Origin of the sequence: Streptomyces sp. JH002 (assembly GCF_050916115.1) — a bacterium.
GTDB lineage: Bacteria > Actinomycetota > Actinomycetes > Streptomycetales > Streptomycetaceae > Streptomyces > Streptomyces xiamenensis.
Genome location: NZ_CP087989.1, coordinates 4,561,743 through 4,575,948, shown reverse-complemented (window position 1 = coordinate 4,575,948; position 14,206 = coordinate 4,561,743). Strand labels below are relative to the sequence as shown.

Here is a 14,206-nt window from a genome sequence, read left to right as displayed (position 1 = left end):
GTGTGATCAGGTGATTGCGTCCGCTCACGCGGTGCCGCCACCCTGCAATGCGGCCGCCAGCGCCCGGTCGAAGGAGCCCGCCGCGGTGGCGTCGGCCGTCGGGTCCTGCTGCCGCACATCGATGACGTGCCCGGTCAGCCCCGACAGCAGCACGTCCAGGGAGGTGCGGGCAACCGCCTCCGAGGACAGCAGCGTACCGGCGGGCTCCTGCCCGAACGCCTTGGTACGCATCGGGGTGGCCGTACGCTCCGGGTTCACGCAGTTCACCCGCACCCCGTCGCCCGCCCACTCGTCGGCCAGCGCCTGGGTGAGGTTCACCATGGCGGCCTTCGTGGAGGAGTAGAGGCTGTACTCGGCGCGACCACGCGTGTAGCTGCTGGAGGTGTACAGCAGCAGCTGTCCGCCGGTCTGCGCGAGGTACTGGTGCGCGGCCCTGGCGATCCGTACCGGCGCCAGGTAGTTGACGGTGAGCGCTTCCTCGATGACCGAGTCGTCGGTCTCGGCGAGCTTCCCGATGCGCAGGACTCCGGCCGTGTTCACGACGTAGTCGATGCGGCCGGTCTCGGCGTGCGCCTTCGCCAGCGCCGCCTCGATGTCCGCCGGGTTCTCCACGTGGGTGCCGGTCGTCGAGCGCCCCAGCGGGTAGGTCACGGCGCCGTAGCCGGCCGCCAGATCGGCGATGTCCTTGCCGATGCCGTACGAGCCGCCGAAGATCACCACGGTCTTGCCGGCCAGCCGCTCGCGGTACGCCGCCTCGTCCGCGACCTGCGGGACGGCGGTGGTGGCCAGCTGGAACAGCTTGTCGGCGATGAAGACGTCGACCGGCTGGGTGACCTTCATGTTGTATTCGTCACCGGGCACCACGTGGATCGGCACGTCCGGCAGGTACTTCAGCACCACCGAGCAGTCGTCGGTGGCCTGGAAATTCGGGTCGCCGGCGGCTATCTCGTACGCGCGGCGGATGGTGGAGAGCTTGAACGCCTGCGGGGTCTGCCCGCGGCGCAGCCGGGAGCGGTCGGGGACCTCGGTGATGAACTCACCGTCCTCCCCGTGCGTCCGCGTCACGATGATGGTGTCGGCGGACGGAATGGCCACGTCCACCGCCCGGTAGCGCTCCAGGGCGGCCACGCAGTCGCTGATGACGCGCTGCGACAGCAGCGGGCGCACCGCGTCGTGGAACAGGAGGTTGCGCTCGTCCGCGCTCTCACCCTCGGCCAGCGAGGCGCCCACGGCGGCGATGGCGCGCTCGGTGGTCTCGTTGCGGGTGGCGCCGCCCTCGATGACCTGCGTCACCTTGGTCAGGCCCGCCTTGGCGACGATCTTCTCGATGTCCGCCACATACCCCGGGGTCATCAGCACGATGATGTCGTCGATGTCCGACGACTCCTCGAAGAGGGCCAGGGTGTGCTCGATGACGGCCTTACCGGCGATCTTGATGAGCTGCTTGGGTATGGAAAGACCCACCCGCTGACCGGTGCCACCCGCAAGAACGACCGCGGTGGTACGAGGGCGAGCCCCATTGGCATGCATAGACAAAACCGCTCCCGCCGGTTTGAAGAAGTGTCGCGTACGCGAGTAGAAGGTTAACCCCTGCGGAAGACTGACTTGTCATACGGATGAAGCGTTGTCGCCCGTTACCGGCTTGTGACGACAATCATGTACTCTGGCCGGCTTCGCTCGCTTCGCCGTTCCTCACGAAGCCGGCCGTCATCACGCCGCTCGTCCCGCGGTTTCGGCAATATCAGCCGAAGGGGCGGAATTCATCATATTCACGCTGAATGTCCCCGGCGTCCTTGTCCTCGCGTTCCGCCTCCCGGTCACGGCGCCGCTGCACCGCCGGACGCTGCGGGTCCTCCATGCGCCGGTCCTCACCGCGCCGCCCCAGCAGTTCGGCGCCGCCCGCCATGGTGGGCTCCCAGTCGAACACCACCGCGTTCTCCTCGGGCCCGATCGCGACCCCGTCGCCCTGCCGCGCACCGGCCTTGAGCAGCGCCTGCTCCACCCCGAGCCGCTCCAGCCGGTCCGCGAGGTAGCCGACCGCCTCGTCGTTGCTGAAGTCCGTCTGCCGCACCCAGCGCTCGGGCTTCTCGCCCCGCACCCGGAACAGGCTGTCGCCCTCCTGCCGTACGGTGAACCCGGCCTCGTCGACCGCCTTGGGACGGATGACGATCCGCGTCGACTCCTCCTTGGGCTGGGCCGCCCGGGCCCCCGCCACCAGCTCGGCCAGCGCGAACGACAGCTCCCGCAGCCCCTTGCGGGACACCGCGGACACCTCGAACACCCTCAGTCCGCGGGCCTCCAGGTCAGGCCGGACGATGTCCGCGAGATCCTGGCCGTCGGGGATATCGGTCTTATTGAGCACGACCACCCGCGGCCGGTCCGCGAGGCCGCCATAACTGGCCAGCTCCGCCTCGATGACATCGAGATCGGACAGCGGCTCCCGATCCGACTCCAGCGTGGCGGTGTCCAGCACATGCACGAGCACCGAACAGCGCTCCACATGCCGCAGAAACTCCAGGCCGAGCCCCTTGCCCTCGCTCGCGCCCGGGATAAGCCCCGGCACATCCGCGATCGTGTACACGGTCGACCCGGCGGTCACCACACCCAGATTCGGCACCAGTGTGGTGAACGGATAATCAGCGATCTTCGGCTTGGCCGCCGAAAGCACCGAGATCAGCGACGATTTACCGGCACTGGGATATCCCACCAGCGCCACATCCGCCACCGACTTCAATTCCAGGACGATGTCCCGGGACTCACCAGGCTCACCCAGCAGCGCGAACCCGGGTGCCTTGCGCCGTGCCGACGCCAGCGCCGCGTTGCCCAGACCGCCGCGCCCGCCGGCCCCCGCCACGAAGGTGGTGCCCTCGCCGACCAGGTCGGCCAGCACCTCACCACTCCTGTCCATCACCACCGTGCCGTCCGGCACCCGCAGCACCAGCTCCTGGCCGTTGGCGCCGGTACGGTTCCCGCCGCCGCCCGGCTTGCCGTTGGTGGCCTTGCGGTGCGGACTGTAGTGATAGTCCAGGAGTGTGGTGACCTCGTGGTCGACAACCAGCACCACATCTCCACCGTGGCCGCCGTCGCCACCGTCCGGGCCCCCCAGCGGCTTGAACTTCTCCCGGTGCACGGAGGCGCAGCCGTGGCCCCCGTTACCCGCGGCGATGTGCAGTTCGACGCGGTCCACGAAGGTGGTCATGACGGATGCCTCCCGGCGATCAATGCGTATGGATCAGGTGTGGGATGTCGGACAGTCGGATGCCGGACCCCGAAGGTGCCAACACGACGAGGGCGGATCCGCTTCCCGGCTGTACGCCGGTAAAGCTGATCCGCCCTCGGGAGTACTGAAATCGTCCCCGTGGTTACTCGGCGACCGCGGCCGGAACGATGTTCACGACCTTGCGGTCACGGTAGCGGCCGAACTCCACCGAACCGGCCTGCAGCGCGAACAGCGTGTCGTCCTTGCCACGGCCGACGCCCTTGCCGGGGTGGAAGTGGGTGCCCCGCTGGCGGACCAGGATCTCACCGGCGCTCACGACCTGACCGCCGAAGCGCTTCACGCCGAGAAACTGGGGGTTCGAGTCGCGGCCGTTCCGAGTGGACGACGCGCCCTTCTTGTGTGCCATGTCAGCTCAGTCCCTTACTTCGCAGCCGGGGCGGGGATGCCGGTGATCTTCAGCTGGGTGTGCAGCTGACGGTGACCGATCCGCTTCCGGTAGCCGGTCTTGTTCTTGTACTTCTGGATCCGGATCTTGTCGCCCTTGTGGTGGTCGACGACCTCGGCGGTCACCTTGACGCCGGCCAGCACCCACGGGTCGCTGGTGACGGTCTCACCATCGACAACGAGCAGCGTGGAGAGCTCGACGCTGTCGCCGACCTTGCTGCTGGAAAGACGGTCAACCTCGATGACATCGCCGACAGCAACCTTCTGCTGACGGCCGCCGGTGCGCACGATCGCGTACACGCGGAACTCTTCTCTCGCTCGTTTCGGAACCCCTGATGCCAGCCGGGCGGCGACGGTGAAGCGGCCTGCCCGGCCTCTCCCGGGGCGCTGACGCGCACAGCACGGGAGGTGTTTGCTCAGAAGCACGACGGGTCTGCTGACACGCCGAGAATCAACTTTATGTGTGACCCGACGACCGGGTCAAATCCCCGGGAACCGGCCCCGGGAACCCCGACGGCCCACCGCCCCGCACCCGCCGGAGCGGGTACGGGGCGGTGGGCCGTACGGGTGTGACACCCGCCGGATCAGTCCTCCGCGGAGGCCGACACCGACGGCGGCGCCTGCTGCTCCGCCGCCGCGGTCTTCTTCGCGGTGGAGGACTTCTTCGCCGTACCACTCTTCTTCGCCGCGGTCTTCTTCGCCGTGGCCGTCTTCTTCGCCGTCGTCTTCTTGGCCGCGGCGGTCTTCTTCGCCGTGGTCTTCTTCGCGGCGGCCTTCTTGGTGGTCTTCTTCGCCGGTGCCTTGCGCTCCGGCTCCTCGGACCCGCCCGCCGACGCGATGACCGTCACCGCCGCCTCCGTACCGCCCTCGGGCGACCCGGCCGGCGCGGACGCCCGGCGTACCGCCCGGCGCCGCTTGGGCGCGGGCTCCTCGGCCACGGCCGGCTCGGCGGCCGGCTGCTCCTGGGCCGGCGCCTCGGCGACCGGCTCGGAGGCCACGACCACCAGGGCCGGCGCCTCGTCCGCCACCTTCGGCGAACCGGCCGGAGCCGACGCCTTGCGGGTACGGCGCCGCGGCGCGGGCTCCTCCGTCACCGGAGCCGGTGCGGCCTCCACCTCGGGCGCGGGCTCGGGCTGCCGCGGGGCCTCGGCCGCCGGGACGACGGTCACCGCCTCCTCGGCGGCCTCCGCCACCGGCTTCGGGGCACCGGCGGGAGCGCTCGCCTTGCGGCTGGCCCGCCGACGGCCGCGCGGACCACGCCGCGCCGCCTCCTCGGCCTCGGCCACACTCCCGTACAGCTCCTCGTCCGGGGTGAACGCGGCGGCCGGCTCGACCACCGGAACGACCTCGGGCACCTTCTCCTCGCCGGCCTCCGGCAGCGGAGCGGGCACCGCCTCGGGCACCGGCGCGGCCTCGACCTCGGCCTCGGGAGCCGCGGCGGCCGCCGCCTTCTCCTTGCGCCCGGCCTTGCCGCCCTTGCCCTTCTTGCCGCCCCCGCCACCGGACGCCGCGTGCGTGTGCGGCTGCTCCATGTGGACGATGACACCGCGGCCGTTGCAGTGCACGCACTGCTCGGAGAACGACTCCAGCAGCCCCTGCCCGACCCGCTTGCGGGTCATCTGCACGAGCCCCAGCGAGGTGACCTCGGCCACCTGGTGCTTGGTACGGTCCCGGCCCAGGCACTCCAGCAGCCGCCGCAGCACCAGATCCCGGTTCGACTCCAGCACCATGTCGATGAAGTCGATCACGATGATGCCGCCGAGGTCCCGCAGCCGCAGCTGCCGCACGATCTCCTCGGCCGCCTCCAGGTTGTTCCTGGTGACGGTCTCCTCGAGGTTGCCGCCCTGACCGGTGAACCGGCCGGTGTTCACATCGATGACGATCATGGCCTCGGTGCGGTCGATCACCAGCGAACCACCGCTGGGCAGCCACACCTTGCGGTCCAGCGCCTTCATCAGCTGCTCGTCGATCCGGTAGGTGGCGAAGACGTCCACCTCCGAGGTCCACCGCTGCAGCCGCTCGGACAGGTCCGGCGCCACCTGCGAGACGTAGCCGTGGATGGTCTGCCACGCCTCGTCACCGCTGACGATCACCTTCGAGAAGTCCTCGTTGAAGATGTCCCGGACCACCCGCACGGTCATGTCGGGCTCGCCGTACAGCAGGGTCGGGGCGTTGCCCTTCTTCGCCCGCTTCTGGATCTCCTCCCACTGCGCCTGGAGCCGCTCGACGTCGTGGGTCAGCTCCTCCTCGCTGGCGCCCTCGGCGGCGGTGCGCACGATGACCCCCGCGTCCTCGGGGAGGATCTTCTTCAGGATCTGCTTCAGCCGCGCCCGCTCGGTGTCCGGCAGCTTGCGGCTGATCCCGGTCATCGACCCCTCGGGCACGTACACCAGGTACCGGCCGGGCAGGGAGATCTGGCTGGTCAGCCGGGCTCCCTTGTGCCCGATCGGGTCCTTGGTGACCTGGACGAGGACGGGCTGGCCCGACTTCAGGGCGGCCTCGATGCGGCGCGGGCCGTTGCCGAGCCCCAGGGACTCGAAGTTGACCTCACCGGCGTACAGCACCGCGTTGCGGCCCTTGCCGATGTCGACGAACGCCGCCTCCATCGAGGGCAGCACGTTCTGCACCTTGCCGAGGTAGACGTTGCCGACGTAGCTGGAGGACTGCTCCTTGTTCACGAAGTGCTCGACGAGGACGTTGTCCTCCAGCACCCCGATCTGGGTGCGGTCGCCCTGCTGGCGCACCACCATGACCCGCTCGACGGCCTCGCGGCGCGCCAGGAACTCGGCCTCGGTGATGATCGGCACCCGCCGCCGGCCCTGCTCACGGCCTTCGCGGCGGCGCTGCTTCTTGGCCTCCAGACGGGTGGAGCCCTTGATGGACTGCACGCCGTCGCCGCTCTCGGTCGGCTCGTGGTCCTTCTTCTTGCGGGGCTCGCGGACCTTGATCACCGTGCGCTCGGGGTCGTCGGCGCCCGAACCGCCGGCCTCGCCGGACTCCTCGGTGCGGCGACGGCGACGGCGGCGGCGACGGGAGGAGCCGGAACCGGAACCGGACTCGTCCTCCTCCGCGTCGGCCTCAGCCTCACGCTCGGGCTCGGCCGGGGCCTCGGGCTCGGTCTCCCGCTCGGCCCGGGGGCTCTCGGCGGGCTCCGCCGGGGCCTCCTCGGTGTCGTCCTCGGTCTCGGCGGCACGCTCGGTGCTCTCGCCCCGCCGCCTGCGGCGCCCACCACGGCGCCGGCGGCGCGAGGGCCGCTCGCTCTCGTCGGAGGTCTCGGCCTCCTCGTTCTCCTCGCCGACGACATCGAGCTCGTCCTCGGGTTCGGCGTCGGCCTCGGCCAGCGCAGCCGCCGCCTCGGCGGCGGCCCGCTCGGGCGTCTGGAACATCGGCGGCTGGAAGACCGGCGGCTGGAACACGGCGGTCGCCGGCACCGGCACGGCCGGCGGCATCGGCTCCGACTCGCTCCCCGCTCGGTCCTCAGTCACAGATTTCCTGGCCTTTCCTTCGTCAGTTGAGGTGGAAGCGGCCCGGGTGGCCCGCCGGCGCCGCCGCGGCGCGGTGGCGTCCTCGTCGGGCCGGTTCACGTCAGCCTCTTCCGAAGTGCCACGCGTCGCACGGCGACGCGGGCGTGCGGCCTCGTCCTCGCCCTGGTCCGCCGCGTCCGCGACGGCGGGAGCGGCCGGCGCGGTGGCGGTACGGGTGGCGCGGCGCCGCTGACGCGGGCCGGAGGTCTCCTCGGCGGCGCTGTCACCGGACTCGGCCGGAGCGTCCTGCGCGGCGGCCTCGAAGGTCGCCTCAGGAGCGGCCGCGCCACGCGTCGCCCGTCGGCGTCCACGGGGAGCCGTGGTCTCCTCAGCGGCGGCAGCGGTGTCGGCCGGTGCGTCGGCGGCGGTACGGGTGGCGCGGCGACGCTGACGCGGCGCGGGCGCCTCCTCGGCCGCGGCCTCACCGGACTCGACCGGAGTCTCCTGCGCGGCGGCCTCGAACGTCGCCTCAGGGGCCGACGCGGCACGGGTCGCACGCCGACGCTGACGCGGCGCGAGCGCCTCCTCGGCGGCGGCAGGGGAGTCGGCCGGTACGTCGGCGGGCGCGGTCGCACGCCGGCGCCCACGCGGCGCGGCGGCCTCGTCGGCGCTGTCACCGGACGCCACCGGAGCGTCCTGGGCACCGGCGGGGGACGCGAAGGTCGCCTCGGGAGCGGACGCGGGGCGGGTGGCACGGCGGCGGCGGCGCGGCGCGGCGGCCGGCTCGTCCTGGCTGTCGGTCCCGGTCACGGACTGTGCTTCCGGCGCCGGGGCGGGCGCGGGCTGGGCGGCGCTGTCCGCGGCATCGGTCCGGTGCGTCTCCTCGGCGGGGGCCGCGGGCGCCGACGCGACGCGCGTCGCACGGCGACGCTGGCGCGGGGCGGCGGCCTGCTCCTCGGCGGCACCGGCGTCCGGGGTGCTCTCACCGGAGCCGCCCGCACGGCGGCGGCCACGGGGCGCGCTCGTCTCATCTGCGGTGCTGCCGGACTCATGGCTCGTCCCGGTCGCGGCGGTGTCGCTGTCCGCCGGCGCGGGGGCCTGGGTCTCCCGGGCACCGGCCTCGGCCGCCGCCGGGGCGGACGCGACGCGCGTCGCACGACGCCGCTTGCGCGGCTCGGGGGCCTGCTCGGCGGCTTCCTCCGCCGGAGCCGTCTCCACCGGGGCCGTCTCCGCCTGGGGCTCGGTCACGGACGCGGCGCGGCTCGTACGGCCCCGCCGGCGCGGCGCCGCGGGCTCGCTCTCGCCGTCGGCGGCGGGCGTGGCCTCGGCCACCTCGCTCCCGGCGGTCTCGGTGGCCTCACGCGTGGTGCGGCGACGGGCACGCGGCGCGGCCGTCTCCTCGTCGCTCTTGACACCGGCCCGGCGCCGCCCCCGGGCGGCCACGGGTTCTGCGGCGGCCTCGGGGCCGGTCTCGGGGGTCGTGGTGTTCTCGGCGGCGGCGTCCGGCGCGGTCGCCGAACGGGTGGCGCGCCGGCGCGCACGGGGCGCGGCGGGCTCGGTGTCGCCCAGCCCGTCGGCACCGGCGGTGTCGCCGGTCTCCGCGGTCGGCGCCGTGTCCGTGGCGGCGGCCGGCCGCGTCGCGCGGCGCCGCTTGCGCGGTGCGGCGGGCTCCTCCGCGGCGGAAGCGGAAGCGGGGGCCGGGTCGGCCGCCGCACCGCTCACCGCGGTACCGGCGGAGCCCTCACTCCCGGAAGTGCGTTCGGGACGTTCACCCGATGCGGCCGCCACCTGGGGGGCCGTCGTCTCGTTGTCCGTACCGGCCGGCGGACCCGCCGGCCGGCTCGCGGCCCGGCGCCGCCGCCGCGGGGGCAGCGTGCCGCTCGGGGTGTTCGTGTCGTCGCGGTCGCGTTCTGTCGTCACGTCCGCTTCGGCGGACTCGTGTGATGCGTGCATGCGGGCGGTTCTCCCGTCACGCTCCCGGGCGCCTCGCCGATGGGCGGCGGGCAGCGCCGCTCAGGAGCTGTCGTGTCGCTCGCCGGTTCCGGCCCCGTTCCCTGCGGTCCGGCTACGGCGAAAGTCTGCTGGTCGGTGCGCCTGCCGGTAACAGCCGGGCCCGAGTGGCTCCCTGGCACCATGCGGTTGGGCGGCGCGGTGACGACGTCACTGTCCGGTGATCTCCGGCGCCGCCGCGGCCTGCTGCCCGGCGGCCGTGGAAAGGGCGGCCATGGCAGCGTCGCGGTCAGGCGCAAACGGGTCGGTCACCGTCCCGGACTCCTCATCGAGCGGCCCCTGCGCCAGCCTCGTCACCCCTGGGGGGACCGGCGGCGCCAGGTCGGCCACAATACGGAGACCGGACAGAACGTCATCGGGTCGTACGGCAGGTGTGAGATGCCGTACTACCAGGCGCAGTATCGCACAAGGTACGGACGCGAGCGCATCGGACCCGCCGGAGGGCGAAGGGGAGGCGTACGCGTCCGTGGCTTCCAGTGCGGTCACCGCGGCTCTGGCGTCAAAAGTTCTGATGCCCTTCTTCGTTTCCCGCGACACCTCGACGGACGAAGTGGCGAGAAAAAGTTTTACGGCCCGCTCGGCGTCCGCCGGTTCCACGCCCTCCAGGCGCAGCTCCCAGCACGAGGCCTCCAGCCGTTCGGCGAAGCCGGAGACCCGGGCGTCGACCGCGTCGACGATGTCCAGGCCGGCCGGCAGCGACTCGTCGAGCCGCTCCTTCAACCATGCCACCTCACGCGGCGCGGCCAGCGCGATCTCCAGATACTCGGCCTCGCTGGCCGTCCCGGTCGGCGCCGCGTTCGCGTAGCTGACCTTGGGATGGGGGGTGAATCCCGCGGAGTACGCCATGGGCACTCCGGCCCGGCGCAACGCGCGCTCGAAAGCGCGCTGGAAGTCGCGGTGGCTGGTGAATCGCAGGCGGCCGCGCTTGGTGTAGCGCAGTCGTACACGCTGCACGGCGGGCGCCGGCGGCGGGCCTACGGGCTGTCGCTTGCCCAGTGTCGTCAGTCCCTCGTTCGGTCATTGCTGCCCGGCCGCCCTGGCGGGGCGGACCGTTGTCCGCCCTCCAGGTTACGCGCCACCCGCGCGCGCCCCGTTACCCCTCGTCCGGCGCACCGGTGGGGACCCAGTACCGCAGCTTCTCCGCACGGCGGTCCTCGAAGACCCCGCCGGCCCCCTCGATCACCTTCCGCGAGCCGACATTGTCGAAATCGCAGGTCACCAGCGCCTCATCGATGCCCAGCGCCCGCGCCCTGGGCAGCGAGGCCCGCAGCATCGCCGTGCCGTGCCCGAGCCGCCGCGCCGAGGGGCGGACGTCGTACCCGATCAGCCCGCCCCACTCCAGCAGCCGGGGGGTCATACGGTGCCGGATGGACAGCCGCCCCAGGAACTCGGGGCCGTCCACCCACCACAGCACGGTGGACGGTACGAACCCGCGCGGCCGGCGCGCGTCCTCACGCGCGTCGGCCAGCGTCTCCTCGACATAGGCGGCGAACACGGCAGCTTCCTGCCAGCGCGGCGCCCACCGGGCGATGTCCCGCCCCAGCATCGAGTTGTCGTCCACCGCGCCGCGCCCTTCGGCGCGGAACTCCTCGACCGCGGCGAGAAAGGACTCCCGTACGGTCTCGGTCGGGCGCACCAGCGCGGGCACCGGCTACTTCCCGACCACGCTCAGCGGCAGCAGCTTCTTGCCGGTCGGGCCGATCTGAATGCTCGTATCCATCTGGGGGCACACACCGCAATCGAAGCACGGAGTCCAGCGGCAGTCCTCGACCTCGGTCTCGTCGAGCGCGTCCTGCCAGTCCTCCCAGAGCCAGTCCTTGTCCAGGCCCGAGTCCAGGTGGTCCCAGGGCAGGACCTCCTCGTAGGAGCGCTCGCGCGTGGTGTACCAGGCGACGTCCACCCCGTACTGCGGCAGCGCCCGCTCGGCGCACTCCATCCACTGGTCGTAGGAGAAGTACTCGCGCCAGCCGTCGAACCGGCCGCCCGCCTCGTACACGGCGCGGATGACGGCCCCGATCCGCCGGTCGCCGCGCGACAGCAGGCCCTCGACGATGCCAGGCTTGCCGTCGTGGTAGCGGAAGCCGATGGAGCGGCCGTACTTCTTGTCGCCGCGGATCTTCTCGCGCAGCTTCGCCAGCCGCGCGTCCGTCTCCTGCGCCGACAGTTGCGGCGCCCACTGGAACGGGGTGTGCGGCTTGGGGACGAAGCCGCCGATGGACACGGTGCAGCGGATGTCGTTGGAGCCGGTCACCTTGCGGCCCTCCGCGATGACGCGGGTGGCCATGTCGGCGATCTGCAGTACGTCCTCGTCGGTCTCGGTCGGCAGCCCGCACATGAAGTAGAGCTTGACCTGCCGCCAGCCGTTCCCGTAGGCGGTGGAGACGGTCCTGATCAGGTCGTCCTCGGAGACCATCTTGTTGATGACCTTCCGGATCCGCTCGCTGCCGCCCTCCGGCGCGAAGGTCAGGCCCGAGCGGCGCCCGTTGCGCGTCAGCTCGTTCGCGAGATCGATGTTGAAGGCGTCCACCCGGGTGGAGGGCAGCGACAGACCGATCTTGTCCTCTTCGTAGCGGTCGGCGAGCCCGCCCGCGACGTCGGCGATCTCGCTGTGGTCGGCGGAGGAGAGCGACAGCAGCCCGACCTCCTCGAAGCCGGTCGCCTTCAGTCCCTTGTCCACCATCTCGCCGATGCCGGTGATCGACCGCTCGCGCACCGGCCGCGTGATCATCCCGGCCTGGCAGAACCGGCAGCCGCGCGTGCAGCCCCGGAAGATCTCCACCGACATCCGCTCGTGCACGGTCTCCGCCAGCGGCACCAGCGGCTGCTTGGGGTAGGGCCACTCGTCCAGGTCCATGACGGTGTGCTTGGACACCCGCCACGGCACCCCGGAGCGGTTGGGCACCACGCGGCCGATGCGGCCGTCCGGCAGGTACTCCACGTCGTAGAAGCCGGGGACGTACACGCCGCCGGTCTTCGCCAGCCGCAGCAGCAGTTCCTCGCGCCCGCCGGGGCGGCCCGCCGCCTTCCAGGCCCGCACGATGTCGCTGATCTCCAGCACGGCCTGCTCGCCGTCCCCGATCACCGCGCAGTCGATGAACTCCGCGATCGGCTCCGGGTTGAACGCGGCGTGCCCGCCCGCCACGACCACCGGGTGGTCCTCGGTGCGGTCGGCCGCGCGCAGCGGGATGTCCGCCAGGTCCAGCGCGGTCAGCAGGTTCGTGTAGCCCAGCTCGGTGGAGAAGGACACCCCGAACACGTCGAAGGCGCCCACCGGCCGGTGCCCGTCGACCGTGAACTGCGGGACCCCGTGCTTGCGCATGAGCTCCTCCAGATCCGGCCACACGCTGTACGTGCGCTCCGCGAGCACGCCCTCGCGCTCGTTGAGCACCTCGTAGAGGATCATGACGCCCTGGTTGGGCAGCCCGACCTCGTACGCGTCCGGGTACATCAGCGCCCAGCGCACGTCGCAGGCGTCCCAGTCCTTGACGGTGGAGTTCAGCTCACCGCCCACGTACTGGATCGGCTTCTGGACATGCGGAAGCAGGGCCTCCAGGCGCGGGAACACCGACTCGACAGGCATGAACTCGTGTCTTTCGGAAGGGGGCTGAAACCGGCTGCCCAGGTTACAGCTCCCGCTCGTAGCCCTCCGCCAGCCCGTGCTCGCGCTCGTACAGCACCCCGTAGCTGAACGACGCTTCCCCGGCCGCCTCGGCCACCGCCGCGATCCGGAGCAGCGCGGTCCGCGCCAGCACGCTGTCCTGGTGATTTCCCAGCACCCGCTGCACCCGGGCGAGCTTCTTGGCCCGGTTGCGCTTCCCCGCCGTCTCGGCCGCGTAGCGGGCCCGTTTGGCGGCCTTGCGCGCCGCGTGCCAGGCGGCGTCCCGGTCCGGGCCCGGCGGGGTGCGGCGGGCGGCCCGCAGCCGCCGTTCCATGCGCCGTACGTCGTGCCGCAGCGCCACCGTCAGCACGGGCCCGGCGGGCCAGTACGCGTCGGGCAGCAGCGGCGGGTCGCTCAGCAGCGCGTCCAGGGAGGTCAGCAGGTCCAGATGGCGCGCGCTGTCCAGGGCGCGCACCGAGGTGTCGGCGCGCGGGCGGTCGGTGTACGCGGCCACCCGCTGTTCCAGCGGCCCCCGGCGCAGCTCGGGCTCCAGCTCCGACAGGCGCCGGCCGAGCCGCCGGGCCAGCACCTCACGGTCCCGGTCCACGCCGAGCTCTGCTCCCAGGTGGCGCAGTTCCCCGGCGATCGGCCCGGTGCGTTCGCGGTCCAGCACCGACCGCTGGGAGCGCAGCGCGCTGCGCAGCCGCCGGGTGGCCACCCGCATCCGGTGCACGGAGTCGGGGACCCCGCGCCGTACCGCCGGGTCGAGCTCCACGATCAGCCGCACCTGCCGCCGTACGTACGCCATGACCCGCTCCCCCGCGCTGCCCGCCGGCAGTCCGGGCCCCGGGCGCGGTGCCGGCGGCGGGGTGGCGGTGGCGGCGAGCGCGCGGGCCGCCTTGGACGGCGCTTCCGAGCGGGGCAGTCCGGCCGCCGCCAGGCGTTCCTCGATGAGGTCGAGCAGCCCGGCTCCGGCGGCGGGGCGCAGTTCCACCTCGTACTCCACCCAGTGCGCGGCGCGCGGCCCGCGCAGCGCGTCGACCCGGTCCCGCACCACCTCCGCCAGCGGCTGCCCGGCGGCGTCCAGCAGCAGCCGGGTTTCGCGCTCGGTGCGCAGTTCCACCAGGGGTACGAGGGGGGCGCCGCGGGTCCGTGAGCGGATCAGGGCGGTCAGCCCGTCGGGCGGGTGTTCGCTGTGCGGTGCCCTGATCTCCTCGCGGGTGTCGCCGTCCACCGGCAGTTTCAGGTGCCAGCCGGGGTCTTCTCCCCCGGTGCGGCGGCGCAGGGTGATGCCGTCGGCCGTAAGCCGGCGGTCCTCGGTGTCGTAGTAGCGCGCCTCCAGCACCACCGGCGCTCCGTGGGGCCCGCGCACGGAAGCCACCGGTCCGGTGCCGGTCAGCTCCGGCAGCGGCCCGGTGGCCTCGTACTTCCGCTCGGTCTCCGTCGCGCTGGTGACAGCCATGGTGCCCT

At 72.5% G+C, this 14,206-nt stretch carries 9 protein-coding genes; all 9 read right to left on the bottom strand.

Features of this window, described 5'->3' with window-relative positions:
- Positions 1-24: 24 nt before the first annotated feature.
- Positions 25-1,530 (bottom strand): bifunctional cytidylyltransferase/SDR family oxidoreductase, encoded by a 1,506-nt coding sequence (locus tag H7827_RS20905; RefSeq protein WP_262832812.1) that lies wholly within the window; start codon positions 1,528-1,530, stop codon positions 25-27.
- Positions 1,531-1,741: 211 nt separating this feature from the next.
- Entirely contained in the window at positions 1,742-3,199 is a 1,458-nt protein-coding gene (gene obgE, locus H7827_RS20900; RefSeq protein WP_432746913.1) for a GTPase ObgE, read from the bottom strand.
- A 163-nt stretch (positions 3,200-3,362) separates the two neighbouring features.
- Positions 3,363-3,626: a 50S ribosomal protein L27 gene (rpmA, locus tag H7827_RS20895; protein WP_030725681.1), complete on the bottom strand. Its 264-nt coding sequence runs from the start codon at positions 3,624-3,626 to the stop codon at positions 3,363-3,365.
- Positions 3,627-3,640: 14 nt separating this feature from the next.
- Positions 3,641-3,964: a 50S ribosomal protein L21 gene (rplU, locus tag H7827_RS20890; RefSeq protein WP_030725678.1), complete on the bottom strand. Its 324-nt coding sequence runs from the start codon at positions 3,962-3,964 to the stop codon at positions 3,641-3,643.
- Between the two features lie 284 nt (positions 3,965-4,248).
- Complete coding sequence (locus H7827_RS20885; RefSeq protein ID WP_432748016.1) at positions 4,249-7,815, bottom strand: Rne/Rng family ribonuclease; 3,567 nt, start codon at positions 7,813-7,815, stop codon at positions 4,249-4,251.
- 1,473 nt (positions 7,816-9,288) lie between these two features.
- On the bottom strand, positions 9,289-10,092 hold the full coding sequence (locus H7827_RS20880) for a TIGR03936 family radical SAM-associated protein (protein WP_386542060.1): 804 nt from the start codon (positions 10,090-10,092) through the stop codon (positions 9,289-9,291).
- A gap of 139 nt (positions 10,093-10,231) precedes the next feature.
- The gene (locus H7827_RS20875) at positions 10,232-10,786 is read right to left on the bottom strand and encodes a GNAT family N-acetyltransferase (protein ID WP_432746912.1); all 555 of its coding nucleotides are present in this window, start codon (positions 10,784-10,786) and stop codon (positions 10,232-10,234) included.
- A gap of 3 nt (positions 10,787-10,789) precedes the next feature.
- Positions 10,790-12,718 carry a TIGR03960 family B12-binding radical SAM protein gene (locus H7827_RS20870; RefSeq protein WP_030725666.1) on the bottom strand — a complete coding sequence of 643 codons (1,929 nt, stop codon included), beginning with the start codon at positions 12,716-12,718 and terminating at the stop codon, positions 10,790-10,792.
- A 43-nt stretch (positions 12,719-12,761) separates the two neighbouring features.
- Positions 12,762-14,198: a CHAD domain-containing protein gene (locus tag H7827_RS20865; RefSeq protein WP_432746911.1), complete on the bottom strand. Its 1,437-nt coding sequence runs from the start codon at positions 14,196-14,198 to the stop codon at positions 12,762-12,764.
- Between the last annotated feature and the right edge of the window lie 8 nt (positions 14,199-14,206).